The organism is Pseudomonas sp. P20, from assembly GCF_016463925.1.
GTDB lineage: Bacteria > Pseudomonadota > Gammaproteobacteria > Pseudomonadales > Pseudomonadaceae > Pseudomonas > Pseudomonas aeruginosa.
The window spans coordinates 135,705-158,915 of the sequence record NZ_JAEMVM010000030.1 but is presented as its reverse complement, the minus strand read 5'-3'; the positions used below and the strand labels follow the sequence as shown (position 1 = coordinate 158,915).

The window sequence follows — 23,211 nt, the reverse complement described above, 5'->3', positions numbered from 1 at the left end:
CCCGGTCTGTGCCGGGCGTTACAACGCTAATCAGGGGTTGCCGCGGGCTGCTGCCGACGGACTCAACAGGGACTCTCCGCACCCTTGCGCGCGTACCACCACCAGGTGGCGACGATGCAGCTCAGGTAGTAGGCGATGAACACGTAGAGGGCGCCCTCGGCGCTGCCGGTCATGTGCAGCGAGGTGCCGAACGCCTTCGGGATGAAGAACCCGCCGAAGGCGCCGATGGCGGCGGAGAAGCCGATCACCGCGGCCGACTCCATGCTCGCGTTGCGCGCCGCGCCGGCTTCGTCGGCCTGGCCGTCGCGCACCCGCCGGGCCCACTCGTTGCGGAAGATCACCGGGATCATGCGGAAGGTGGAGCCGTTGCCGATGCCGGCGAAGAAGAACAGCAGGATGAAGGCGCCAAGGAAGCCGAAGAAGTTGCCCTGGCCGCCGTCGCCCGGCAGGAAGGCGATCACCGCGAACACCCCGCCGATCATCAGCGCGTAGTTCCACAGGGTGATCCGCGCGCCGCCGAACTTGTCCGCCAGCCAGCCGCCCAGGGGCCGGCTGAGGGCGCCCACCAGCGGACCGAGGAAGGCGTATTGCAGCGGGTTGACGTCGGGGAACTGGGTCTTGCTGAGCATCGCGAAGCCGGCCGAGAAGCCGATGAACGAGCCGAAGGTGGCCACGTACAGCCAGCACATCAGCCAGTTGTGCTTGCGCTTGAAGATCACCGCCTGGTCGCGGAACGAGGCCTTGGCGTCGGCGATGTCGTTCATCCCGAACCAGGCCGCGACCGATACCACGGCGATGAACGGCACCCAGATCCAGCCGGCGTTCTGCAGCCACAGGCGACCGCCGTCGCCGAGCTGCTGCGGCTCGCCGCCGAAGGCGCCGAACAGGCCGCCGGCCACCGCCAGCGGCACGGCGAACTGCATCACCGAGACGCCGAGGTTGCCGAGCCCGGCATTCAGGCCGAGGGCGGTGCCCTGCTGGCTCTTCGGATAGAAGAAGCTGATATTGGACATGCTCGAGGCGAAGTTGCCGCCGCCGAAGCCGCAGAGCAGCGCGATCAGGGCGAACACCCAGTACGGGGTGCTCGGGTCCTGCACGGCGAAGCCCAGCCAGATGCACGGGATCAGCATCGAGGCGGTGCTCAGGGCGGTCCAGCGACGACCGCCGAAGATCGGCACCATGAACGAATAGAACACCCGCAGGGTGGCGCCGGAGATCGACGGCAGCGCCGCGAGCAGGAACAGCTGGTCGTTGCTGAAGGCGAAGCCGGCGCTGTTCAGGCGCACAGTCACCGTGCTCCAGATCATCCACACGGCGAAGGCGAGCAGCAGCGCGGGGATCGAGATCCACAGGTTGCGGCTGGCGATGCGCTTGCCGTTGCGCGCCCAGAACTCGGGGTCCTCGGGGCGCCAGTCGAGCAGCAGCGGTCCCCGTGCGGCTTTCAGTTGGGTATTGGCGATCATGCCCATGACGGCATTCCTCAGGAGTGGGTGGGAAGGGTGGGAGGAAGGTCGACGTCGGCCGAGGCGGCCTGGCCGTCGATGCGGCGTTGCTGCTTGATCGCGTAGTGCATCCAGACCATGCAGACCACGGTCAGGCCGAACAGCAACATGAAGCAGGAGGAGCGCACGCCGATGTGGTCGGCGGCGTAGCCGAACAGGATCGGCAGGCAGAAGCCGCCGAGGCCGCCGATCACCCCGACCATGCCGCCGACGGTGCCCATGTTGCTCGGGTAGTAGTCGTGGATGATCCGGTACACGCTGGCCTTGCCGAAGCCCTGGGCAATGCCGACGACGAACACCAGGAAGGTGAACAGCCAGACGTTCAGGCCGATGCCCAGGCTGAGGTCGCCCTGGATGCCGTGGATGGTCATGGTGGTCTGCGGGTAGGAGAGGAAGAACAGGCACACCAGGCAGACCCAGAACACGCCCCAGTTCACCGAGCGCGCGCCGTAGTGGTCGCTGAACCAGCCACCGAGGGCGCGGATCAGGCCGGACGGCAGGGTGAACAGCATGGTGATGAAGGACGCGGTCTTCAGGTCCAGGCCGTATTCGGCGATGTAGTACTTCGGCAGCCACAGGGCCAGGGCGACGAAGCCGCCGAAGACGAAGAAGTAGTACAGGCCGAAGCGCCAGACGCGCAGCTCGGCGAGCGGCGCCAGTTGCTTGGCCAGGGTCGGCCGCTGGCTGGCCTCGGCGGCACCCTTGAGGTGCGCCGGATCGGTCCAGGTGAACAGCCAGAACAGCACGGCGGTGACCAGCATGGCTACCGAGTAGACCTGCGGCACCATGCGCCAGCCGAAGGCGACCACGATCATCGGCGCCACCAGGTTGGTGATCGCCGCGCCGGCATTGCCAGCACCGAAGATGCCCATCGCGGTGCCCTGGCGCTCCTTCTCGAACCAGGCCGAGGTGTAGGCGATGCCGACCGCGAAGGAGCCGCCGGCCAGGCCGACGAACAGGCCGAGCACCAGGTAGTGCCAGTACTGGCTGGCGAAGGCCAGGCCGTAGATCGGGATGGCCACCAGCAGCATGTGGATGAAGAACACGATGCGGCCGCCGAAGCGGTCGGTGATCAGGCCCAGCGGCAGGCGCACCAGGGAGCCGGTGAGGATCGGCAGGGCGACCATCAGGCCGAACTGGGATTCGCTCAGGCCAAGCTCGTCCTTGATACGGATGCCGATGATCGAAAACATCGTCCACACGGCGAAATTCACCGCGAAGGACAAGGTACTCATACCGAGGACGGAGTACTGTTTCTGACGTAGGGAAGCCATGGCTAAACTCTCTGCACGGACAGCGTTCAGCGAGAGCCTAGGGAAGGTGTTCCTATGCAAATTTGATAGGAATCAATGAAATACCGGCCGTTCCGTGCCTAGATGCGCGCCCCTACCTCGAAAGAGGTACGGCTGAAATTATTGCGCAACTCACTGTTTTAAAAGGCTTTTCTCATGAACAAGGCGACCGCGCCGGACGCTGACCAGCGGGACAGATTCTTTGGAGGTAGTGACAGGGCCGGAAAGCCGATCCTGCGCCGCTCCCTGGTAGTCCGCTTCGGCTGCTACCTCACCCTGCTGGTATCGCTGGCGCTGATCGGGATGTTCAGCGCCCTGCTCTTCGCCGACTACACGCACCAGGACGCCGCGGTGATCAACCACGCCGGCTCGTTGCGCATGCTCACCTACCGGGTCGCCCTGGAGCCCAGCCTGGAAGGCCGCCAGGCGCTGCTCGGGACCCTCGGCGAACGCCTCGACAGCGGCGACATCCGCCGCCTGCTGCAACGCCAGGACGCCGACGACCCGATCCGCCAGTTGCACCAGGAGCTGCGCGAGGGCCTCGCGCGCCTGGACCCGCGCGCGCTGCCCGGACGCGCCGTGCTGGACGCCTACGTCGGCGACATCGACCGTTTCGTCGGCATCCTCCAGGCCAAGGCCGAGCGCCGCTCGCAACTGCTCAGCACGGTGCAGGGCCTGTGCCTGTTCCTCAGCCTGCTGGTGGTGTTCGTCACCCTCTACGACCTCAGCTATCACGTCATCGGCCCGCTGCGCGAACTCACCAGCACCGCCCGCCGCCTGGGCCGCGGCGAGCTGGACGCGCGGGTCACCTACAGCGGCGAGGACGAACTGGCGCAACTGGGCGAGCGCTTCAACCAGATGGCCGGCGAGCTGAAGAGCATCTACGGCGACCTGGAAGAGCGCGTGGAGGACAAGACCCGCGCCCTCTCGCAGAGCCACCAGCGCCTCGAACTGCTCTACGCCAGCGCCCGCCGGCTAGGCGAGAACCCCTACGACAGCCGCACCCTGCAACCGCTGCTGAACCAGTTGGAGAAAGTGCTCGACGCCGGCCGCGTGACCCTCTGCCTGAACAAGGACGGGGTCGAGCGCGCCTACAGTTCGCTGACCACCACCGAGCGCCCGGCGGACTTCTGCCTGCAGGGCGACTGCGGTAGCTGCCGCGAGCAGGCCAGCGCCTGCGACCAACCCTCGTCCCTGGCCCAGCCATTGCTGATGCAGCCCTTGTCCATCGCCGGCCACCGTTTCGGCGAACTGTTCATCGAAAGCCGCAGCGGCCGCCTGGAGAACTGGCAGCAGCAACTGATCGAGACCTTCTGCGACAACATCGCCCGCACCTTCGCCCTGTCCCTGCAACAGGAACAGGAAAGCCGCCTGGCCCTGTTCGCCGAGCGCGGCACCATCGCCCGCGAACTGCACGACTCGCTGGCACAGTCGCTGTCCTACCTGAAGATCCAGGTCAGCCGCCTGGGCACCCTGCTCAAGCGCGAGGCGCCGGCGGAGAAGATCGAGGACACCCTCGACGAACTGCGCGAAGGCCTCAACGGCGCCTACCGGCAACTGCGCGAACTGCTCACCACCTTCCGCCTCAGCCTCGACGAGCCGAGTCTGGAAGCCGCGCTGGGGAACGCCGTGGCCGAGTTCGGCGAGCGCGGCGAGGTGACGATCGAACTGGACAACCGCCTGCAACACGTGCCGCTGAGCCCCAACGAGGAAATCCACGTCCTGCAGATCGTCCGCGAGGCGCTTTCCAACGTGGTTCGCCATTCGCAGGCGCAACGGGCCTGGGTGCGCCTGAGCAGCCAGGCCGACGGCCAGGTGAGCATCGCCGTCGAGGACGATGGCGTCGGCTTTGATCCGCAGCAGAACCGCAGCGGCCATTATGGGCTTACCATCATGCAGGAGCGCGGCCAGACCCTCGGCAGCCAGTTGCGCTTCGAAGCGCGCGCACCTCACGGCACGCGAGTGCTCTTCAGCTTCGTGCCGACCGCCCTGCAACCCTCCGCCGCCAAGGAGCCGACCCCATGACGGACATGCCAGCCACCGCCGACGAACCGGTTCGCCTGCTGCTGGTGGACGACCATCCGATGATGCGCAAGGGCGTCGCCCAGTTGCTCGAACTGGAAGACGACCTCAGCGTGGTCGGCGAGGCCGGCAGCGGCGAGGAAGCCCTGCGCCTGGCCGCCGAGCTGGACCCGGACATGATCCTGCTGGACCTGAACATGAAGGGCATGAACGGCCTGGACACCCTGCGCGCGTTGCGCGAGGCCGGAGTCGACGCGCGCATCGTGGTGTTCACCGTGTCCGACGACAAGGGCGACGTGGTCAACGTCCTGCGCGCCGGCGCCGACGGCTACCTGCTCAAGGACATGGAGCCGGAGCGCCTGCTCGAGCACATCCGCCAAGCCGCCACCGGACAGATGACCCTCAGCCCGCAGTTGACCCAGATCCTCGCCCAGGCCCTGCGGGGCGACGACCGCTCGAAGAGCCTCGACGAGCTGACCGAGCGCGAACGGCAGATCCTCCGCCAGATCGCCCACGGCTACAGCAACAAGATGATCGCGCGAAAGCTGGACATCACCGAAGGCACGGTGAAGGTCCATGTCAAGCGGGTGCTGCACAAGCTCGGCATGCGTTCGCGGGTCGAGGCCGCGGTGTGGGCGGTGGAGAACGACCTGGTGTGAGCCGCGCGCGGGCTTGATTCCGGTCAAGAAATCCACCGCGGCGCTGCGTCGATACTGGCGGCTTCCTTCCACGAGGCGCCCGTCATGATGTTCGAACGCAGCCCCGACGATCCCCTTCCCCTGGTCTACGCCTGCTCCGGCTGCTCCAACGTGGCGCAACTGGCCAACGATCTCGCGCTGCGCCTGGATCGCGCCCGGCTGGCGGAGATGTCCTGCATCGCCGGAGTCGGCGGCGACGTCCCGCTGCTGGTCCGCCGGGCCCGCTCCGGGCGACCGATCCTGGCCCTCGACGGTTGCCCGCTGCATTGCGTGAAAGGCTGCCTGGCGCGCCACGAGGTAGTCCCGACCCTGCACCTGACCCTCAGCGAACACGGCCTGAAGAAGCGCTACGGCGAGGACTGCGAGGCGCAGGACGCCGAGCGCCTGTTCGTCGAGCTGGAGCGTCTGCTGACGCCGGGCGGCAAGCGCCGCTGCGAATGACGGCGAGGCCGGGGGCGGCGGCTATCCCCAGCCTGCCGAAACCCGCATCCCCGCCTTTCGGCCTCCCTCGCGCATATCGCGGCGCCTCCGCCGCGTAAGCGTGCCCGTACCGCCTGCGATACGCAGCAGTGCGCTAGGATGTCCCCTCGGCTTCGAAGAAAGGACATTTCAATGCTGATCGGTGCGCTGCTGGTTCTCACCTGGGTCATCCTCCTCGTCCGATACCCGGCCAAGGCCCTGCCGGTCTCCCTGGCGGCTCTCGCCGGGCTGGGCCTGGTGGCGGCCTGGGTGATCTGGCAGGACAACGACGAAAGCCGCCACCTGCAACGCCAGGAACTGCGCCTGAGCTATGCGCCGGAACGCTGTCCGGTGGACCGGCCGCTGGCGGTCGAACTGAAGAACGGCAGCGACCGTCCGTTGCTGGAGCTACGCTGGAGGATCGCCGCCTACCGCCCCGGCGACAGCGTCAACCTGGCCGACACCAACTTCGACAGCCCGCGCTACCGGGCGCCGAACGCCCTGCTCGGCGGCGACAGCTGGCACGATTGCCTGCCGCTGCCGCCGCTGCGTCCGGGCTATCGCGCCAGCACCCTAGAATTCCGCGCCGAACGCCTGGACGGGCGTTTCGGCAACTGACCGAGGGAGGACCCGATGGAAACCCGCCCTCTGTTCGACCAGGGCTCCGCTGCCTACGCCAGCGCCCGCCCGCGTTATCCCGATGCGCTCTACCGCCATCTCGCCGGGCTCTGCGGCCAGCGCCGGCGCGCCTGGGACTGCGCCACCGGTACCGGCCAGGCCGCGCTCGGCCTGGCGCAGTACTTCGGCGAAGTCCTCGCCAGCGACACCAGCACGCAGCAGATCGAACACGCCGTTGTCCATCCGGGTATCCGCTACAGCGTGCAGGACGCCGAAGCCACCGACTATCCCGACGCCGCCTTCGACCTGGTCTGCGTAGCCCAGGCCTGGCACTGGTTCGACCATTCGCGCTTCAACCGCGAGCTGCTGCGCGTGCTGCGTCCCGGCGGCGTGTTCGCCGCCTGGGGCTACGGCTGGTTCAGCATCGACGCGCAGATCGATGCCGCCATCGACGAGGAATACCTGCGCCCGATCGGCCCGTACTGGGCGCAACAGAACCGCCTGCTGTGGAACGCCTACCGGGATGTCGAGCTGCCGCTGGGCGAACTCCCCGCGCCGGCCTTCGTCATCGAGCAACAATGGAGCCTGGCCCGGTTGTTCGACTACATGGCCACCTGGTCGGCCAGCCGCCTGTGCCGCGAGGCGCAGGGCAACGCTTTCGTGCGCCAGGCCCTGCAACGGGTCGCCGCGCTCTGGGGCGAGCCGACCTCGACACGCAGGGTTCGCATGCCGCTGGCGCTGCGGATCGCGCGCAAGGACGCCTGACCGAGCCTTCGAGCGGTTTTCCGCGGCCGGCGAATCCAGTACGGTAGGCCGCCCTCCTTCCAACTCCCAGCCAAGGAACGCTGCCCATGAGCCAACCCGTCGCCTTCGTCACCGGCTGCTCCAGCGGCATCGGCCGCGCCCTCGCCGACGCCTTCCAGCGCGCCGGCTACCGGGTCTGGGCCAGCGCGCGCAAGGAGGACGACGTGCGTGCCCTGGCCGAGGCCGGCTTCCAGGCGGTGCAACTGGACGTCAACGACGCCGCCGCGCTGGCCCGTCTGGCCGAGGAACTGGAAGTCGAAGCCGCCGGCCTCGACGTGCTGGTCAACAACGCCGGCTACGGCGCCATGGGTCCGCTGCTGGACGGCGGCGTCGACGCCATGCGCCGGCAGTTCGAGACCAACGTGTTCGCCGTGGTCGGCGTGACCCGCGCGCTGTTCCCGCTACTGAGGCGCAAGTCCGGCCTGGTGGTGAACGTCGGCAGCGTCTCCGGCGTGCTGGTCACGCCCTTCGCCGGCGCCTACTGCGCCTCCAAGGCCGCGGTGCATGCGCTGAGCGATGCCCTGCGCCTGGAGCTGGCACCGTTCGGCGTCGAGGTGCTGGAAGTGCAGCCGGGCGCCATCGCCTCGAACTTCGGCGCCAGCGCCAGCCGCGAGATGGACAGCGTGGTCGACGAACGCTCGCCCTGGTGGCCGTTGCGCCGGCAGATCCAGGCGCGCGCCGCGGCATCCCAGGACAATCCCACGTCCGCCGAAGACTTCGCCCGCCAGTTGCTCGCCGCCGTGCAGCGCCGTCCGCGCCCGCCGCTGGTGCGCATCGGCAATGGCAGCCGGGCCCTGCCGGCGCTGGCCCGCTGGCTACCGCGCGGCCTGCTGGAGCGGCTGCTGAAGAAGCGCTTCGGTCTCGACACGCGCCTCTGAAACCGCCAGGAGATACCGCCATGGGCGACCGCCTTGCCGTACCCATCCGCTACTACGCCCTGGCCGGGATCGCCGCGGCGATCCTGCTCAACGTGCTGCTGCGCGGGGTGGTCCGCTTCGGCGGCCTGCCGGCCAGCCTGCTGATCGCCGCGCTGGTCGCCGGCGGCCTGGCCTGGTGGTTCGCCCGCGCGCAGCGGCGCTGGCCGACCTGGGGCGAGCGCTTGCGCCTGGTCGCCCTGTATGGCGGAGTGCTCGGGGTCCTTTACCTGCTGCTGGTCGGCCTCGCCTCGCTGAAAGGCGATCCCAGCCCGGCGGCACTGCTCATCGTGGTGCTGCACTACCTGTGCTATCCGGCGCTGTTGCTGGTGTTCTTCTCCGGCAGGGTCTATGGATTCTTCCTGCGCTGACAGGTGAGGCTGCCTCAACGAATTCTTCACATTCTCTTCAGCTCGGCTTGACCCGCCCTCGCCTAGTGTTGGCCACCCACCGCACGAGGCCGACATGCACCGTTCACCGCTCGCCTGGCTCCGCCTGCTCCTCGCCGCCGTGCTCGGCGCCTTCCTGCTCGGCGGCCCGCTGCATGCCGCCGAGACTGCCGCCACGCGTTCGCCAGCCTGGGCGCAAGCGGTCGACCCGTCGATCAACCTCTACCGCATGAGCCCCACCCTCTATCGCAGCGCGCTGCCCAACGCACAGAGCGTCGCGCTGCTGCAACGCCTGCAGGTGAAGACGGTGGTCAGCTTCATCAAGGACGACGACCGCGCCTGGCTGGGCCAGGCTCCGGTGCGGGTGCTCAGCCTGCCAACCCACGCCGACCGGGTCGACGACGCCGAGGTGCTCAGCGTCCTCCGCCAGTTGCAGGCCGCCGAGCGCGAAGGCCCGGTACTGATGCACTGCAAGCACGGCAACAACCGCACCGGACTGTTCGCCGCCATGTACCGCATCGTCGTGCAGGGCTGGGACAAGCAGGCCGCGCTGGAGGAAATGCAGCACGGCGGTTTCGGCGACGAGGACGACATGCGCGACGCCAGCGCCTATGTGCGCGGCGCCGACGTCGACGGCCTGCGCCTGGCGATGGCCAACGGCGAATGCAGCCCGTCGCGCTTCGCCGTCTGCCATGTGCGCGAGTGGATGGCCCAGGCGCTCGACCGGCCGTAAACACGCGCAGGGCCGAAAGGCTTGGTCCCGTCACGCAAGTTTGGCACCCTTGGGACTCGCCGCCGCACGCGGCGGCCCACTTCGACAGCCGCGACGAGACTCCCATGAGCGATGCCCCGACCTCCCCGCGCTTCAGCGCCGCCACCAGCACCCGCCTGCTCGACCATGCGCAACTGGAGGCGCTCTGCGCCGACTATGACGGCTTCCTTCTCGATCTCTGGGGCGTAGTGATGGACGGCGCCGAGGCGTTCCCCGGCGCCCTTGCCTGGCTCGCCCAGCGGCACGCCGAAGGCCGCCCGGTCTGGTTCCTCAGCAACTCGTCCAGCAGCGTGGTGGAAATGAGCGCCGGGCTCGAGCGCCTGGGCATCCGGCGCGACTGGTTCGCCGGCATCACCACGTCCGGCCAGTTGACCATCGACGCCCTGCTGCAAACCGCCGAATACCGGCGTGGCGGTATCTACCTGGCCGGCGTCGGCCTGGCCCAGCAGAGCTGGCCGGCGGAAATCCGCGAGCGCTTCGTCGAGGACATCGCCCAGGCGGCGCTGATCGTCGGCGTCGGCAGCTTTCCCCAGGATGAACTGGAACAGCGCTTCGCGCCCCTGCGCGGCGCCACCGACCTACCGTTCCTCTGCGCCAACCCGGACCGCGTGGTGGTTTCCGGCGGCCGCACGGTATACGGCGCGGGCATGCTCGCCGAGCTGTTCAGCGAGGAAGGCGGCCAGGTCAGCTGGTACGGCAAGCCCGACCCGGCGGCCTTCCGCATCGCCCAGCGGCAACTGGAAGCGCGCGGCGCGCGGCACATCCTGTTCGTCGGCGACTCGCTGGTGACCGACGTCCCCGGCGCCCTCGCCGCGCGCATCGATACGCTCTGGCTGGGCGCCACCGGCATCCACCGCGAAGCCCTGGGCGCCGAGTTCAACGGAGCACTCGACGAGGAGCGGGTCAGGTCGCTGCTGCACGGCTATCCGATCCGACCGCACTTTGCCGCGCCAGGGCTGGTCTGACCCTCAAAGGTCGGAAAAAGGATGCACGCATGCACTGGCTGGACTACCTGCAATGGCCCGCCATGCTGGTCACGGTGGTGGCCGCCTGGCTGGTGGCGTCGGCGCATCGGCGAAGACGCAAGGTCGGCTTCTGGGTGTTCCTCGCCAGCAACCTGCTGTGGATCGCCTGGGGCCTGTACGCCCAGGCCTATGCGCTGATCCTGCTGCAGGTCTGCCTGGCGGCGATGAACCTGCGCGGCACCCATCGCAACGAAGCGCCACAGGACAGCGCCTGATGGCCGCCAACGAAAACGCCCGCCATGACGGCGGGCGCTCGCTTTGCGAAGGCTGCGCTCAGTGCGCCCCCTCGCTTTTCTCCAGCGGCTGGCCGGCGTAGATACGACGCACCAGCGGGCCGATGGAAAGCCCCTGGAGCAGGATCGATACCAGCACCACGATGTAGGTCAGGCTGAGGATCAGGTCGCGCTCCGGCCCCAACGGCAGGGACAGCGCCAGCGCCACCGAGACGCCGCCGCGCAGCCCACCCCAGACCAGGATGCGGATGGTGCCCGCCGGTACCTGCCGGTTGGCGCCACGGAAACGGCGCAGGACCAGGATCGCCGGGCCCACCGTGAGCAGGCGCGAGACCAGCACCGCGCCGCCTAGGGCGAAGGCCGCCGCCACGTGCAGCCAGGAGAACGGCAACAGCAGCAGCTCCAGGCCGATCAGGGCGAACAGCAGGGCGTTGAGGATCTCGTCGATCAGTTCCCAGAACTTGTCCACGTAGCGCCGGGTCTCGTCCGACATCGCGTAGTGGCGTCCGTGGTTGCCGATGATCAGCCCGGCCACCACCATCGCGATCGGCGCCGATACGTGCAGGCGCGCGGCCAGCGCGGCACCGCCGATGACCAGGGCGAGGGTCAGCATGACCTCCACCTGGTACTGGTCGATGCCGCGCATCATCACGAACACGCCGTAGCCGAGCACCGCACCGAAGACCACGCCGCCGATGGCTTCCTGGACGAAGAGGATCGCCGTGGCGCTGACCGTGGGCGCCTCGCCGAGCTGGAGGATGCCGAGGATGATGGCGAACACCACCACCGCGGTGCCGTCGTTGAACAGCGACTCGCCGACGATGGTGGTCGCCAGCGGTTTCGGCGCGCCGGCGGACTTGAGGATGCCGAGCACGGCAATGGGGTCGGTCGGCGAGATCAGCGCGCCGAACAGCAGGCAGTAGATGAAATCCACCTGCCAGCCGAACAGCGGGAAGGTGTAGTAGGCCAGGCCACCGATGACGAAGGTGGCGATCAGCACCCCGGCGGTGGCCAGCAGGCCGATCGGCCACTTGTAGCTGCGCAGGTCGGAGAGGTCGACGTGCAGTGCGCCGGCGAACAGCAGCGCGGGCAGGAACCAGGTCATCAGCACTTCGGAGAAGTCGATGCGGCGGATGATTTCCTGCATCTCCACCTCGAGGATCGGATAGCCCAGTTCCGACAGCCCCTGGACGATCAGCGAGAACACCAGCGCCGTGGCCATCACGCCGATGGTCGGCGGCAGGCGGATAAAGCGGTAGTTCACGTAGGTGAGCAAGGTGGTCAAGGCAATGAATGCCGCGACGAGATCGAGCATGACGCGGGGTACTCCCTTAGCAGAAGGTAAAACACCTACCCCAAAAGGCCGATCCGTGAACCGTGGGGTGCGAATGTCTGGAAAAGCCCGAGAAAATTTCGGAACCCGCATCATAACCGCAGAAAAGCCCTGGACGTCCAGCGCACCGATACGGTGCATGGCGCGCCGCCGACACGGCAGCGCCATTATCGACCGCTTCCCCGGGAAAATTTCTTCGTTCGCCGCCAGCCCAGGCGAGACGGCGGCTGCGGCCGCTTGCCCAGGCCCGGTCATGGCACAAGCATGGCCGTTTCGTTGAACCTCCGCGAACGACGAACGGTCAACCCTTTCAGGGTCGGGAATTCGGTGCCCATCCGAAGCCTTTGATTTCCGGCCTGTTTCCGCGCTTCGACGAAGCGCCCGACAGCGTAGCCAACGCTCATTCCGAAGGGAGTCCCGACCATGGTGAAAACCTGTGGCAAGGCCCTGCTCGGCCTCTGCGCCGCAGCCGCCGTACTGGCCTTGCTGATCCACTGGATCACCCCCGCGACCATCCTCCACTACCGCGAGGACCTGCTGTTCTACTTGCAGGCCCACCTGGTGCTGGTCTTCAGTTCGATGGCGGCCGCCCTGCTGGTCGGCGTGCCGGCCGGCATCCTGCTCAGCCGTCCCGGCATGCAGGCCCAGGCCGAACGCCTGATGCAGGTGTTCAACGTCGGCAACACCATCCCGCCGCTGGCGGTGCTGGCCATCGCCCTGGCGATCATCGGCATCGGCAACGGCCCGGCAATCCTCGCCCTGTTCCTCGCCTCGCTGCTGCCGATCGTGCGCAACACCTACGAGGGCCTGCGCAATGTCTCGCCGGCGCTGAAGGAAGCCGCCACCGGCATCGGCATGACGCCCAACCAGGTGCTGCTGCGGGTGGAACTGCCGAACGCGGTGCCGATCATCGTCGGCGGCGTGCGCGTGGCCCTGGCGCTGAACGTCGGCTCCGCGCCGCTGGCGTTCCTGATCGGCGCCAACAGCCTGGGCAGCCTGATCTTCCCCGGCATCTACCTGAACAACCACCAGCAACTGCTGCTCGGCGCCGCCTGCACGGCGCTCCTCGCCCTGCTGCTGGACGCCCTGGTGGTGCTGTTCAGCCGCATGTTCCTGGAACGCGGCCTGACCGCCAAGGAGGCCTGATGAACCGACTGATCCGCTCACTCTGCCTGGCCTGCGCCGGCCTGTTCGCCGCCGGCCTGGCGCAGGCGGAAACCCTGCGCATCGGCGGCAAGACCTTCACCGAGCAGCGCATCCTCACCGCCATCACCGCGCAGTTCCTGCAGAAGCGCGGCTACGACGTGACGGTCACCACCGGCCTGGGCAGCACCCTGGCCCGCGCCGCCCAGGAAAGCGGTCAACTGGATATCGTCTGGGAGTACACCGGCTCGTCGCTGATCGTCTACAACCACATCGACGAGAAGCTCGACGCCGCGGCTTCCTACCGCCGGGTCAAGCAACTCGACGAAGCCCAGGGCCTGGTCTGGCTGAAGCCGACCCGCTTCAACAACACCTATGCCCTGGCCATGCCCGAGGAACAGGCCGAGCACCTGGGCATCCAGAGCGTCAGCGATCTCGCGCGGGTGCTCGCCGAACAGCAGGAGGCCGAGCCCGGGAGCACCCACCTGTTCGCCATGGACCCGGAGTTCGCCGGCCGCCCCGACGGCCTCGGCCCCATGAGCGAGCTGTACGGCCTGCACTTCACCCGCAACGACATCCGCCAGATGGACGCCGGGCTGGTCTACACCGCGCTGAAGAACCGCCAGGTGTTCCTCGGCCTCGTCTACACCACCGACGGCCGCCTGAAGGATTTCAAGCTGCGCGTGCTGAAGGACGACAAGCAGTACTTCCCCTTCTACAACGCCGCCCCGGTGGTGCGTAAGGAGGTCATGCAGCGCCATCCGGAGTTCGCCACGCTGTTCGATCCGATCATCGAGCGGCTCGACGACGCCACCATGCAGGCGCTCAACGCGCGGGTCGATATCGAGCAGCAGACGCCACAGAAGGTCGCCGCCGACTTCCTCCGCGAACACCACCTGCTCGACGACGGCCAGGCCGGCCAGGGAGGTAGCCAGTAATGGACTTCTTCAGCGTGCTTTCCCATCTCGACTGGTCCCAGGTCGGCCAGCTCACCCTCCAGCACCTGCTGCTGGTACTGGTCGCCGTAGGCCTGGCGATCCTCGTCGGCGTGCCGCTGGGCGTGCTGATGACCCGCTTCACGTGGCTGGCCGGCCCGTTGCAGGGCGCCGCCACGGTGATGCTGACCATCCCCTCGATCGCCCTGTTCGGCCTGCTGATGCCGGTCTACTCGGTATTCGGCCAGGGCCTCGGGCCGCTGCCGGCGATCACCGCGGTGTTCCTCTATTCGCTGCTGCCGATCCTGCGCAACACCTACCTCGCCCTGACCGGCGTCGAAGCGGGCATCCGCGAGGCCGGCAAGGGCATCGGCATGACCTTCTGGCAACGCCTGCGGATGGTCGACATTCCCCTCGCGGTGCCGGTGATCCTCGCCGGCGTACGCACCGCCGTGGTGATGAACATCGGCGTGATGACCATCGCCGCGGTGATCGGCGCCGGCGGCCTGGGCGTGCTGATCCTCACTTCCATCAGCCAGAGCAACATGCCGATGCTGGTGGTCGGCGCGGTACTGGTCAGCCTCCTGGCCATCGCCGCCGACCTGCTGCTGCAATGGCTGCAACGCATCCTCACCCCCAAGGGACTGCGCGCCAGCGCGCACTGACAGGAGCCGAACATGATCGAACTGGACAAGCTCAGCAAGACCTTCACCCAGAAGAACGGCAAGGAGTTCCGCGCCGTCGATTCCGTCAGCCTGACCGTGGAGAAAGGCGAGATCTGCGTCTTCCTCGGCCCCTCCGGCTGCGGCAAGACCACCACCCTGAAGATGATCAACCGGATCATCCCGCCGACCTCCGGCCGCGTGCTGATCGACGGCCAGGACACCGCGGACCTCGACGAAGTCACCCTGCGCCGCCACATCGGCTACGTGATCCAGCAGATCGGCCTGTTCCCGAACATGACCATCGAGGAAAACATCATGGTCGTGCCGCGCCTGCTCGGCTGGGACAAGGCGCGCTGCAAGGAGAAGGCCCGCGAGCTGATGAGCATGGTCAAGCTGGAGCCCAAGCAGTACCTGCAACGCTACCCGCGCGAACTCTCCGGCGGCCAGCAGCAGCGCGTCGGGGTAATCCGCGCGCTGGCGGCGGACGCGCCGCTGCTGCTGATGGACGAGCCGTTCGGCGCGGTCGATCCGATCAACCGCGAGTCGATCCAGAACGAGTTCTTCGAAATGCAGCGCAAGCTCGGCATGACCGTGATCATGGTCAGCCACGACATCGACGAAGCCATCAAGCTGGGTGACAAGGTGGCGGTGTTCAAGAGCGGCCGGCTGCTCCAGTACGACCACCCGGATACCCTGCTGGCGCACCCGGCGGACGAGTTCGTCAGCGCCTTCACCGGCCAGGACAGCACGCTCAAGCGCCTGCTCCTGGTGCGCGCCGAGGACGCCGCCGACAGCAGCCTGGTCACCGCCCGGCCGCAGACCCCGGTGGCCGAGGCGCTGGAACTGATGGACGAGAACGACCGGCGCTACCTGATCGTGGTGGATGACCAGGGCAAGGGCCTGGGCTACGTGCGACGCAAGGACCTGCGCCGCCAGGAGGGCACCTGCGCGCCGTTCGTCACCCCGTTCCGGGTCACCGCCAGCCACGACGAGCACCTGCGCATCCTGTTGTCGCGGATGTACGAGTTCAACAGCTCCTGGCTGCCGGTGCTCGACCCCGACCAGCAGTTCCTCGGCGAGGTCACCCAGGAATCCATCGCCGACTACCTCAGCTCCGGCCGCTCGCGCGGCGGCAAGGGCCTGATCGTGTCGCCGGCCGAACAGGTCGGGGCCTAGGCCGCCGGGTGGATATTCACCGCCGGCAGCCGCCAACCGCAGCGTATTCCTGGCGAGTGGCGCCCTCTTCCGCCCCGCCGAAACGAAAAAGCCCGGCATCCGCCGGGCTTCTCCCTGCCCCTTCCACTCAACCGGCCCGCCCCGGCGCCTGCGCCGCCGAGGCCTGGTCGTCGCGCCCTTGCGGCTTGACGATCACCGTGCAGGTGATCCCCGCCGAGAGCAGCACGCCGTCCGGCACTTCGTCGATGTGTACCCGCACCGGCACGCGCTGGGCCAGGCGCACCCAGTTGAAAGTGGGGTTGACGTCGGCGGTCAGCTCGCGGCTTTCCGGGTTGTCGCGGTCGTAGATGCCGCGGGCGATGCTTTCCACGTGGCCCTTGAGGTGTTCGCCGCTCATCAGCTGCATGTCCACCGGGTCGCCTTCGCGGATGTACGGCAGCTTGGTTTCCTCGAAGTAGCCGTAGACCCAGTAGGAGTTCTTGTCGATCACCGCCATCTTCGCCTCGCCGACCCGCGCGTAGTCGCCACGGTGCACGTTGAGGTTGGTGACGTAGCCGTCGACCTGCGCCACCACCCGGGTGCGCTCCAGGTTCAGGCGCGCGGCGTCGAGCTGGGCCTTGGCCTGCTCGTAGTCGGCCATCGCCGCGGCGGCGGTGTTGTGGGCGTCGTCGCGGCTTTCGCGGGAGACCACCATCTCATCCATTTCCGCGCGCCGCCGGGCGTTCAACTGGCGCATCTCCAGGGTCGCCTTGCGCGAGGCAACCAGCGACTCGGCCTGCTTCACCGCAATACGGTAGTGGTCGGGGTCGATCTGCATCAGCAGGTCGCCTTTCTTCACCAACTGGTTGTCGCGCACCGGGACGTCGACGACGATCCCGGAAACGTCGGCGGCGACATTGATCACGTCGGCGCGCACGCGACCGTCACGGGTCCAGGGGGTGTCCATGTAGTTGACCCACAGGGTCCGCCCGATGAATACGGCGACCAGCAGGATCAGCAGGGTCGCCAGCAGGCTGATTACGGATTTCAAGGTCATGGTCGGCTCACGATAACGAAGAGGTGCGCTACCGCCTCAGCGGTAGATGGTCAGGGACAGGCCGCCGTACAGGCAGGCGAACAGGCTGACCCGGAACAGCGCCGGGTGCCAGGTGAAGCGATACAGGCCAACCGAGGCGAAGATCCGGTCGAGCCCCCAGGTGAGCGCCGCGGCGATCACGAACAACAGCGTCAGGGTCGGCATGTAGACCCCATGGATGGCGATTTCACGAGGCATGGACGGTACCTTGGCCGCTCGTCCGGCCGGCCAGTTCGGTCAGTGGCGAGGTCGGCGCGAGCAGGGAAGAACGGATGAAGTGCAGGTAGCTGCGCACCCGCCGTAGCGGCGAGCTGTCGAAGTGCGGCGCGCAGGGTTCGTCGGTGTGCCTGGCCGCGTGGATGGCCTGGTCGACAGCCGCCAGGGCGCGCTCCAGGTTCTCCGCACCGGGGCGCACGAACAGCCGGATCAGGGCCCGCCCCATGGCGCGGATCGCCTGGCGCCAGGGCATGGCCTCGGCGTAGCAGGGTTCGTCCGGCAGGCGCTCCTGCTCGCGACGCAGCTCGATGATCGCGTGGCCGACCTCGAGCACCAGGAACATCCAGCGCAGCAGCCCGCGCTGCACGTCCGGGCGCCCGGCGGCGACGCCATAGGCCTGGTTCAGCAGGTCGCGGGTACCGCTTTCGAAGGCCGAGCCAAGCCCCCTGCTCCTGCCGCTGATGGCGAACACCACGCGCATCCGCAGGTCGCGCTCGAGGCGCTTCCACAGCCAGGCGCTGTTGGGCGGCAGAATGACCGCGGCGGCCGCGGCCGAGAGCAGCATCGAGAGGATCAGGGCGATGTACTCGTTGATCACGTGGGCCGGGTCGTAGACGGTCAGGTTCGCCGGCACCGAACCGAAGCAGAAGAACACCAGCAGGCCGAGACCGTAGCCGGCCCACTGCGGCCGCGAGGAGATGAACGCGCCGAGGGCGAACACCGGCGCCAGTACCAGGCATAGCAGCGGGAAACCGTCGATATGCGGGTAGACGAAGAACATCTCGCTGAAGCCGAGCAGCGCCGCCGCCATGGTGCCGATGGCCATCTGCATGGCGACCTTCTTCGGGTTCGGCGCCGCCGAGGCCAGCGCCGAGACCGCCACCGCGTTGAGGGCGAAGGTGCCGCCGCTGGGCCAGGTGCTGTAAATCCAGAAACAGCCGAACAGCAGGATCATCAACCCGGTGCGCATCCCCGCCACTGCCGCCGCCACCGCGTTGGCCTTGGCGGTGAAGGCGTCCTTCCACTGCTCGCGCTCGTGGCGGTGGGCGGCCAGCGAGGCATGGGTCAGGGCGTAGTCGTGCATTTCCTCGGCGAAACGGTAGAGCAGCTCGGCGGCGGTATTGAAGTCCAGCCGCGCCTCTTCGCCCGGCTCCCGCGCCAGCAGCTCGCCGCGCGCCTGGCGGATACGCGCCATCAGGCGTTCGCGGCAGTCGGCGAGGCGCTGGGCGAAGCGCTCGGCGTCATGGTCGGTGACGGCGCGGCCACGGATCTCCTCGAGCAGCCCGGTGATTTCCTCCAGGCACGGCTCGAACGCATCCAGCACCTGGGTGGAGCCCTGCGCGCGCAAGCGTTCGAGCAACTGGTGGAGGGCGTGGAAACGGGTATTCATGGCCATGAACTCGCTGCTCAGGCGAATCAGCCGGCCATTGCGCAGGCGCATGTGCGGATCCTCGAAGGCGCTCGCCGCGCGCATCGTCTCCAGGCCCACGGCCTGGGCGGCGAAGGCCACGTTGCTGCTTTCGAAGCGCTCGCGCCCGCCGACCCCGCGCAGGCTGTCGAGGACGAACGCGGCGAACAGGCCGAAGCGCACGTACAGCGCATTGCGCATCGCCGCGCTGGTGGTCTGCGGCATGATCACCGCGCTGACCACCCCCGAGCAGAGGATCGCCAGGCTGATTTCCAGGACCCGCCAGATCGCCTGCATGAAGGCGCCTTCCGGATGGCTGGTGGCGGGGATGCCGATCAGCGTCGCGGTGTAGCCGGCGAGCACGCAGGCGTAGGAGCGGAAGTCACGGTAGCGGGCGGCCCCGGCGGTGCAGAGGCCGATCCAGATCGCCGAGCTGAGCAGGAACAGCACTCGCTCCTGGGCGAACAGGGCGATCAGGGTGACCATCACGCTGAGGCCGACCAGGGTGCCGAGGATGCGGTAGAAGCTCTTGGCGAACACCTGGCCGCTCTGCGGCTGCATGACGATGAACACGGTGATGGTCGCCGTGCTCGGCTGCGGCAATTCCAGGCGCATCGCCAGCCAGAGGGTCAGGAAGGCCGCGCAGAGCACCTTGAACACGTAGATCCAGGTCGCCCCGTCGCTGCGCGCCCACTCGGCCAGCGCGCGCCGCCACTCGTCGCGGCTGGGCAGGGCGAAACCAGCGGAGCGGCCGCTCATCGCGAAGACACCGCTCTGACCGGGACGTTCTCCGGCGCCAGCTTCCGCTGCACCGGCGTATCGGCGCCGGCCCCGACGCCGCCGCCGAGGGCGGTGAGCAGGCTGGCATGGGCGGCCAGCCGGGCGGCCTGCACCTGCTCCTGGACCAGTTGCTGCTGGAACAGCCGGGTCTGCGCGTTGAGCACGTTGAGGTAATCGGTGAGGCCGCGCTGGTAGGCCAGGGTGGCGATATCGTAGGTCTTCTGCGCGGAAGCCACCGATTGCGCGGCGAAGTCCTTCTGGATGTCCACCGAATGCAGGCGGATCAACTGGTCGGAAATGTTCTTCAGCGCATCCACCAGGGTCTGGTTGTATTGCTCCACCGCCGCGTCGTAGCCGGCCGCCGCCTCGCCCAACTGCGAACGCAGGCGGCCGCCGTCGAAGATCGGCAGGGTCACCGCCGGGCCGGCGCTGTAGGTGTACTTGGCGCTGCGGAAGAACTCCAGCATGCCGCCGCCGACGGCACTGAAGCCGACCGAGGCCATCAGGTCGACGTTGGGGTAGAAGTCGGCGCGCGCCACGTCCACGCCCTTGGCCAGGGCGGCGACCTGCCAGCGGCGGGCGACCACATCCGGGCGGCGACCGAGCAGTTCGGCCGGCAAGGCGCTGGGCAGGCTCGGCTGCGCCGCCAGGTTCAGGCTTGGCCGGCGGATCGTGCGGCCTTCGCCCGGGCCCTTGCCGGCCAGGGCGGCGAGCAGGTTGCGGGTGAGCTGGATTTCTTCGTCGATCACCTCGATGCGGCGCTCGGTCTCGGGCAGCGGCACTTCCGCCTGGCTGACCTCGAAATGCGTGCCGATGCCGCCGCGCAGGCGACGCTGGGCCAGGGCGAGGATGTCGCGCTGCTGTTGCAGCATGGCCTTGGCGATGTCCATCTCGGCGTACTGCAACGAGAGCTGGACGTAGGCGCGGACGATGTTGCCCTCCAGCTCGAGCTGCGCCTGGCGCGCCTCGGCGGCGGCCATGTGGGCCAGGTCGACGGCGCGCTCGCTGTCGCTGCGGTCGCGCCCCCAGAGATCGAGCTTGTAGTTCAGGCCGATCTCGGTGGAGTTGTTCCAGGAAGTGGTCCGCGCCAGGTCGCCGGGGCCGTAGAAATAGTCGTCCGGCCAGCGGTGGCGGACCAGCGAGCCCTTGCCCTCGATCTGCGGCGACTCGATGGACTCCACCAGCCCGGCCATGGACTTCGCCTGGCGTACCCGCGCATGGGCTACCGCCAGGCCTGGATTGCCGTCCAGCGCCTTCTCGATCCAGGCGTCCAGCTGCGGATCGGCATACACCTTCCACCACTGCGCCTGCGGCCAGCCGGCCTCGCGGGCGGCAGCCTGGATCGCATGGTCGGTGGCCAGGGCGTTGGCGTCGAGCGTGGCGGCCTCGGGGGCGATATCGCCTGTACTGACACAACCGGATATTGCGGAGAAAACGACGAGAAAACCGACGAAGGAGCCGACCAAGGTCAGTTCCTTCCTGAGAGCACGCGGCACGTTGTCTGATCCTGGAGGGGCGAAGCACGGAATTTGAACGGTACGGGCGCCGTTCAACCCGCTCGAGCGTTCGTGCGCTCGGGGGCCGATGAATTTTAAGAGGCTGGCGGCTGCTGATAAGCTGGCTCAAGTGCGATTGTTTATTGCGTAATGTGAAATAATCCGCCCTCGCAACAATCTGACACACTTCTGCGCGTGCCTAGGAGGCCCCGTCGATGGACACCCTGCAAAACATGCGAGCCTTCGTCTGCGTGGCGGAAACCGGAAGCTTCACCGCGGCGTCCCAGCAGCTCAACACCACCACCGCCTATGTTTCGCGGGCGGTGGCCAACCTCGAGACGCACCTGCGCACCCGCCTGCTCAACCGTACCACTCGTCGCATCGCCCTCACCGAGGCCGGCCAGCGCTACCTGCTGCGCTGCGAGCAGATCCTCGCCTACGTCGAGGAAGCCGAGGCCGAAGCCAGCGACGCCCATGCCCGACCCGCCGGCAAGCTGAAGCTGCATTCGATGACCGGCATCGGCCAGCACTACGTGATCCGCGCCATCGCCGGCTACCGCCAGCAGTACCGCGACGTGACCTTCGACCTGACCATGGCCAACCGCGTGCCGAACCTGCTCGACGAGGGCTTCGACGTGGCCATCGTGGTGGCCTCCGAGCTGCCCGATTCCGGCTTCATTTCCCAGCGCATCGGCGAGACCTACAGCATTCTTTGCGCCTCGCCGGAGTACCTGCGCCTGAACGGCACGCCGAGCGAGCCTTCGGAGCTGGCCAGCCACGACTGCCTGCGCCTGGTCAGCCCGGTGGTGCCGCTGGATCGCTGGCTGTTCGACGGTCCCAACGGCCAGGAAATGGTCTCCATCGGCGCCTCGCCGTTCCAGGTCAATGTCGGCGACGCCATGACCGAGGCAATCCGCTCCGGGCTGGGCATCGGCATCCTGCCGGTGTATTCGGCCATCGAGGACCTGGGCAAGGGCACCCTGGTGCGGGTCCTGCCGCAACACCGCCTGCAACAGCTCAACGTCTATGCGCTGTACCCTTCGCGGCAGTATCTCGACGCGAAGATCAAGACCTGGGTGGAATACCTCAAGGAAAGCCTGCCCCGCCTGCTCCAGCGCGACGAAGCGGCGCTGGTGGAGCTGGGCCTGGAACTCGGAAGACCCTCCTGAGCCGATAATCGCCCGCCCAGTGGCGGGCCCCTGCCCGCCGCTTCGATGGCGGTGGTATGGTCGGCGCTTTCGCTCCCGCTTGCAGAGTCCCGTCATGAAAAAGAACGTCTTCGTCTTCAGTCGCCTCGCCCCCGAGCATCTCGAACGCCTGCAATGCCAGTTCAACGTCCGCGTGCTCGAACCGAAACAGGGCGACATCGACGCCCAGTACGCCGCCGCCCTGCCCGATACCCACGGCATGATCGGCGTCGGCCGGCCGCTCGGCGCCAGGCAACTGGAACAGGCGATGCAGCTGGAAGTCATCTCCAGCGTCTCGGTCGGCTACGACAACTATGACCTGGACTACCTGAACCGCCGCGGCATCGCTCTCACCAACACGCCCGACGTCCTCACCGAGACCACCGCCGACCTCGGCTTCGCCCTGCTGATCAGCGCCGCGCGACGGGTCGCCGAGCTGGACGCCTGGGTCAAGGCCGGGAACTGGAAGCGCACCGTCGACGCCCCGCAGTTCGGCACCGACGTGCATGGCAAGAAACTCGGCATCCTCGGCCTCGGCCGGATCGGCGCGGCCATCGCCCGGCGCGGCCGTTTCGGCTTCGGCATGCAGGTGCTCTACCACGGCAACAACCGCAAGCCGGAACTGGAACAGGAACTCGGCGCGCGCTTCCTCGGCTTCGACGAACTGCTCGGCGAGGCCGACTTCGTCTGCGTGGTGGTGCCGCTGGGAGCGCAGACCCGGCAGTTGATCGGTGCGCGCGAACTGGGCCTGATGAAACCCTCGGCGATACTGGTCAACGTCGCCCGCGGCCAGGTGGTCGATGAGGCCGCGCTGGTCGCCGCCCTGCGGGAGAAGCGCATCCTCGGCGCCGGCCTGGATGTCTACGAGAAGGAACCGCTGGCCGAATCGCCGCTGTTCGCCCTGGACAACGTGGTGACCCTGCCGCACATCGGCTCGGCCACCCACGAGACCCGCCGGGCCATGGCCGAGCGGGCGCTGCAGAACTTCGAGGCGGCCTTGCGCGGCGAGCGGCCGCTGGACCTGGTCAATCCGCAGGTGTGGCGACGCGGCTGAGCGCGCCTCCCTCTC

23 protein-coding genes are annotated in these 23,211 nt (G+C 67.9%); 16 read left to right on the top strand and 7 right to left on the bottom strand.

Annotated features, from left to right (window positions below):
- Window positions 1-62 precede the first annotated feature (62 nt).
- The gene (gene narK2, locus JHD77_RS28235) at window positions 63-1,469 is read right to left on the bottom strand and encodes a nitrate/nitrite transporter NarK2 (RefSeq protein ID WP_003105301.1); all 1,407 of its coding nucleotides are present in this window, start codon (window positions 1,467-1,469) and stop codon (window positions 63-65) included.
- Window positions 1,470-1,480: 11 nt separating this feature from the next.
- Window positions 1,481-2,776, bottom strand: coding sequence for a nitrate/nitrite transporter (locus tag JHD77_RS28230; protein ID WP_003105298.1), 1,296 nt, complete (start codon window positions 2,774-2,776; stop codon window positions 1,481-1,483).
- A 174-nt stretch (window positions 2,777-2,950) separates the two neighbouring features.
- Between JHD77_RS28230 and narX the strand changes: the two genes are divergently transcribed.
- The 10 genes from narX to JHD77_RS28180 all read left to right on the top strand — a co-directional run bounded on the left by narX (window position 2,951) and on the right by JHD77_RS28180 (window position 10,710).
- The gene (gene narX / locus JHD77_RS28225; protein ID WP_003105296.1) at window positions 2,951-4,819 is read left to right on the top strand and encodes a two-component system sensor histidine kinase NarX; all 1,869 of its coding nucleotides are present in this window, start codon (window positions 2,951-2,953) and stop codon (window positions 4,817-4,819) included.
- Window positions 4,816-5,475 (top strand): two-component system response regulator NarL, encoded by a 660-nt coding sequence (gene narL / locus JHD77_RS28220; RefSeq protein WP_003092968.1) that lies wholly within the window; start codon window positions 4,816-4,818, stop codon window positions 5,473-5,475. Before narX ends, narL begins: the two co-directional genes overlap by 4 nt.
- Before the next feature lie 84 nt (window positions 5,476-5,559).
- Window positions 5,560-5,955: an anaerobic/virulence modulator AnvM gene (gene anvM / locus JHD77_RS28215; protein ID WP_003092971.1), complete on the top strand. Its 396-nt coding sequence runs from the start codon at window positions 5,560-5,562 to the stop codon at window positions 5,953-5,955.
- 171 nt (window positions 5,956-6,126) lie between these two features.
- Window positions 6,127-6,591 carry a hypothetical protein gene (locus tag JHD77_RS28210; protein WP_031755948.1) on the top strand — a complete coding sequence of 155 codons (465 nt, stop codon included), beginning with the start codon at window positions 6,127-6,129 and terminating at the stop codon, window positions 6,589-6,591.
- 15 nt (window positions 6,592-6,606) lie between these two features.
- Window positions 6,607-7,356: a class I SAM-dependent methyltransferase gene (locus tag JHD77_RS28205; protein ID WP_031755946.1), complete on the top strand. Its 750-nt coding sequence runs from the start codon at window positions 6,607-6,609 to the stop codon at window positions 7,354-7,356.
- Window positions 7,357-7,442: 86 nt separating this feature from the next.
- Window positions 7,443-8,273 carry an SDR family oxidoreductase gene (locus JHD77_RS28200; RefSeq protein WP_003119258.1) on the top strand — a complete coding sequence of 277 codons (831 nt, stop codon included), beginning with the start codon at window positions 7,443-7,445 and terminating at the stop codon, window positions 8,271-8,273.
- A gap of 20 nt (window positions 8,274-8,293) precedes the next feature.
- Complete coding sequence (locus JHD77_RS28195; RefSeq protein WP_003113771.1) at window positions 8,294-8,680, top strand: hypothetical protein; 387 nt, start codon at window positions 8,294-8,296, stop codon at window positions 8,678-8,680.
- 94 nt (window positions 8,681-8,774) lie between these two features.
- Window positions 8,775-9,431, top strand: coding sequence for a tyrosine phosphatase TpbA (gene tpbA / locus JHD77_RS28190; RefSeq protein ID WP_003105672.1), 657 nt, complete (start codon window positions 8,775-8,777; stop codon window positions 9,429-9,431).
- 104 nt (window positions 9,432-9,535) lie between these two features.
- Complete coding sequence (locus JHD77_RS28185) at window positions 9,536-10,435, top strand: TIGR01459 family HAD-type hydrolase (RefSeq protein WP_049950144.1); 900 nt, start codon at window positions 9,536-9,538, stop codon at window positions 10,433-10,435.
- 29 nt (window positions 10,436-10,464) lie between these two features.
- Window positions 10,465-10,710, top strand: a complete 246-nt coding sequence (locus tag JHD77_RS28180) for a YgjV family protein (protein ID WP_003092978.1) — start codon at window positions 10,465-10,467, stop codon at window positions 10,708-10,710.
- 58 nt (window positions 10,711-10,768) lie between these two features.
- Here JHD77_RS28180 and JHD77_RS28175 read toward each other — a convergent pair whose 3' ends face one another.
- Window positions 10,769-12,043: a cation:proton antiporter gene (locus tag JHD77_RS28175; RefSeq protein ID WP_003105667.1), complete on the bottom strand. Its 1,275-nt coding sequence runs from the start codon at window positions 12,041-12,043 to the stop codon at window positions 10,769-10,771.
- 441 nt (window positions 12,044-12,484) lie between these two features.
- Here JHD77_RS28175 and JHD77_RS28170 point away from each other — a divergent pair, with 441 nt between their 5' ends.
- From JHD77_RS28170 to JHD77_RS28155, 4 genes are read left to right on the top strand one after another with little or no spacing between them, the layout of a single operon-like run.
- Complete coding sequence (locus tag JHD77_RS28170; RefSeq protein WP_003092982.1) at window positions 12,485-13,207, top strand: ABC transporter permease; 723 nt, start codon at window positions 12,485-12,487, stop codon at window positions 13,205-13,207.
- The gene (locus JHD77_RS28165) at window positions 13,207-14,142 is read left to right on the top strand and encodes a glycine betaine ABC transporter substrate-binding protein (protein WP_003113769.1); all 936 of its coding nucleotides are present in this window, start codon (window positions 13,207-13,209) and stop codon (window positions 14,140-14,142) included. Before JHD77_RS28170 ends, JHD77_RS28165 begins: the two co-directional genes overlap by 1 nt.
- Entirely contained in the window at window positions 14,142-14,804 is a 663-nt protein-coding gene (locus JHD77_RS28160; protein ID WP_003119254.1) for an ABC transporter permease, read from the top strand. The genes JHD77_RS28165 and JHD77_RS28160 overlap by 1 nt, the downstream gene beginning before the upstream one ends.
- A gap of 12 nt (window positions 14,805-14,816) precedes the next feature.
- The gene (locus JHD77_RS28155) at window positions 14,817-15,980 is read left to right on the top strand and encodes an osmoprotectant ABC transporter ATP-binding protein OsmV (protein WP_003113768.1); all 1,164 of its coding nucleotides are present in this window, start codon (window positions 14,817-14,819) and stop codon (window positions 15,978-15,980) included.
- A 127-nt stretch (window positions 15,981-16,107) separates the two neighbouring features.
- Here the strand turns inward: JHD77_RS28155 and JHD77_RS28150 are convergent, their stop codons facing one another.
- The 4 genes from JHD77_RS28150 to JHD77_RS28135 are packed head-to-tail and all read right to left on the bottom strand — an operon-like array spanning window position 16,108 to window position 20,925.
- Window positions 16,108-17,016, bottom strand: coding sequence for an efflux RND transporter periplasmic adaptor subunit (locus tag JHD77_RS28150; protein WP_003113767.1), 909 nt, complete (start codon window positions 17,014-17,016; stop codon window positions 16,108-16,110).
- A gap of 36 nt (window positions 17,017-17,052) precedes the next feature.
- Window positions 17,053-17,253 (bottom strand): DUF1656 domain-containing protein, encoded by a 201-nt coding sequence (locus JHD77_RS28145; protein WP_003082823.1) that lies wholly within the window; start codon window positions 17,251-17,253, stop codon window positions 17,053-17,055.
- On the bottom strand, window positions 17,243-19,438 hold the full coding sequence (locus JHD77_RS28140; protein WP_003119252.1) for an FUSC family protein: 2,196 nt from the start codon (window positions 19,436-19,438) through the stop codon (window positions 17,243-17,245). Before JHD77_RS28140 ends, JHD77_RS28145 begins: the two co-directional genes overlap by 11 nt.
- On the bottom strand, window positions 19,435-20,925 hold the full coding sequence (locus tag JHD77_RS28135; protein ID WP_003143071.1) for an efflux transporter outer membrane subunit: 1,491 nt from the start codon (window positions 20,923-20,925) through the stop codon (window positions 19,435-19,437). The genes JHD77_RS28140 and JHD77_RS28135 overlap by 4 nt, the downstream gene beginning before the upstream one ends.
- 245 nt (window positions 20,926-21,170) lie before the next feature.
- On the opposite strand from JHD77_RS28135, the gene JHD77_RS28130 reads away from it, so the two are divergent.
- Both JHD77_RS28130 and JHD77_RS28125 read left to right on the top strand, forming a co-directional pair.
- Entirely contained in the window at window positions 21,171-22,124 is a 954-nt protein-coding gene (locus JHD77_RS28130; RefSeq protein WP_191519405.1) for a LysR family transcriptional regulator, read from the top strand.
- 94 nt (window positions 22,125-22,218) lie between these two features.
- Window positions 22,219-23,196 (top strand): 2-hydroxyacid dehydrogenase, encoded by a 978-nt coding sequence (locus JHD77_RS28125; RefSeq protein WP_003119251.1) that lies wholly within the window; start codon window positions 22,219-22,221, stop codon window positions 23,194-23,196.
- Window positions 23,197-23,211: the final 15 nt, after the last annotated feature.

What these genes read in the sequence shown, in the direction of transcription:
- narK2 (WP_003105301.1), bottom strand. Translation starts at nt 1,469, where the DNA reads ATGGGCATGATCGCCAATACCCAACTGAAAGCCGCACGGGGACCGCTG.
- JHD77_RS28230 (WP_003105298.1), bottom strand. Translation starts at nt 2,776, where the DNA reads ATGGCTTCCCTACGTCAGAAACAGTACTCCGTCCTCGGTATGAGTACC.
- narX (WP_003105296.1), top strand. Translation starts at nt 2,951, where the DNA reads ATGAACAAGGCGACCGCGCCGGACGCTGACCAGCGGGACAGATTCTTT.
- narL (WP_003092968.1), top strand. Translation starts at nt 4,816, where the DNA reads ATGACGGACATGCCAGCCACCGCCGACGAACCGGTTCGCCTGCTGCTG.
- anvM (WP_003092971.1), top strand. Translation starts at nt 5,560, where the DNA reads ATGATGTTCGAACGCAGCCCCGACGATCCCCTTCCCCTGGTCTACGCC.
- JHD77_RS28210 (WP_031755948.1), top strand. Translation starts at nt 6,127, where the DNA reads ATGCTGATCGGTGCGCTGCTGGTTCTCACCTGGGTCATCCTCCTCGTC.
- JHD77_RS28205 (WP_031755946.1), top strand. Translation starts at nt 6,607, where the DNA reads ATGGAAACCCGCCCTCTGTTCGACCAGGGCTCCGCTGCCTACGCCAGC.
- JHD77_RS28200 (WP_003119258.1), top strand. Translation starts at nt 7,443, where the DNA reads ATGAGCCAACCCGTCGCCTTCGTCACCGGCTGCTCCAGCGGCATCGGC.
- JHD77_RS28195 (WP_003113771.1), top strand. Translation starts at nt 8,294, where the DNA reads ATGGGCGACCGCCTTGCCGTACCCATCCGCTACTACGCCCTGGCCGGG.
- tpbA (WP_003105672.1), top strand. Translation starts at nt 8,775, where the DNA reads ATGCACCGTTCACCGCTCGCCTGGCTCCGCCTGCTCCTCGCCGCCGTG.
- JHD77_RS28185 (WP_049950144.1), top strand. Translation starts at nt 9,536, where the DNA reads ATGAGCGATGCCCCGACCTCCCCGCGCTTCAGCGCCGCCACCAGCACC.
- JHD77_RS28180 (WP_003092978.1), top strand. Translation starts at nt 10,465, where the DNA reads ATGCACTGGCTGGACTACCTGCAATGGCCCGCCATGCTGGTCACGGTG.
- JHD77_RS28175 (WP_003105667.1), bottom strand. Translation starts at nt 12,043, where the DNA reads ATGCTCGATCTCGTCGCGGCATTCATTGCCTTGACCACCTTGCTCACC.
- JHD77_RS28170 (WP_003092982.1), top strand. Translation starts at nt 12,485, where the DNA reads ATGGTGAAAACCTGTGGCAAGGCCCTGCTCGGCCTCTGCGCCGCAGCC.
- JHD77_RS28165 (WP_003113769.1), top strand. Translation starts at nt 13,207, where the DNA reads ATGAACCGACTGATCCGCTCACTCTGCCTGGCCTGCGCCGGCCTGTTC.
- JHD77_RS28160 (WP_003119254.1), top strand. Translation starts at nt 14,142, where the DNA reads ATGGACTTCTTCAGCGTGCTTTCCCATCTCGACTGGTCCCAGGTCGGC.
- JHD77_RS28155 (WP_003113768.1), top strand. Translation starts at nt 14,817, where the DNA reads ATGATCGAACTGGACAAGCTCAGCAAGACCTTCACCCAGAAGAACGGC.
- JHD77_RS28150 (WP_003113767.1), bottom strand. Translation starts at nt 17,016, where the DNA reads ATGACCTTGAAATCCGTAATCAGCCTGCTGGCGACCCTGCTGATCCTG.
- JHD77_RS28145 (WP_003082823.1), bottom strand. Translation starts at nt 17,253, where the DNA reads ATGCCTCGTGAAATCGCCATCCATGGGGTCTACATGCCGACCCTGACG.
- JHD77_RS28140 (WP_003119252.1), bottom strand. Translation starts at nt 19,438, where the DNA reads ATGAGCGGCCGCTCCGCTGGTTTCGCCCTGCCCAGCCGCGACGAGTGG.
- JHD77_RS28130 (WP_191519405.1), top strand. Translation starts at nt 21,171, where the DNA reads ATGGACACCCTGCAAAACATGCGAGCCTTCGTCTGCGTGGCGGAAACC.
- JHD77_RS28125 (WP_003119251.1), top strand. Translation starts at nt 22,219, where the DNA reads ATGAAAAAGAACGTCTTCGTCTTCAGTCGCCTCGCCCCCGAGCATCTC.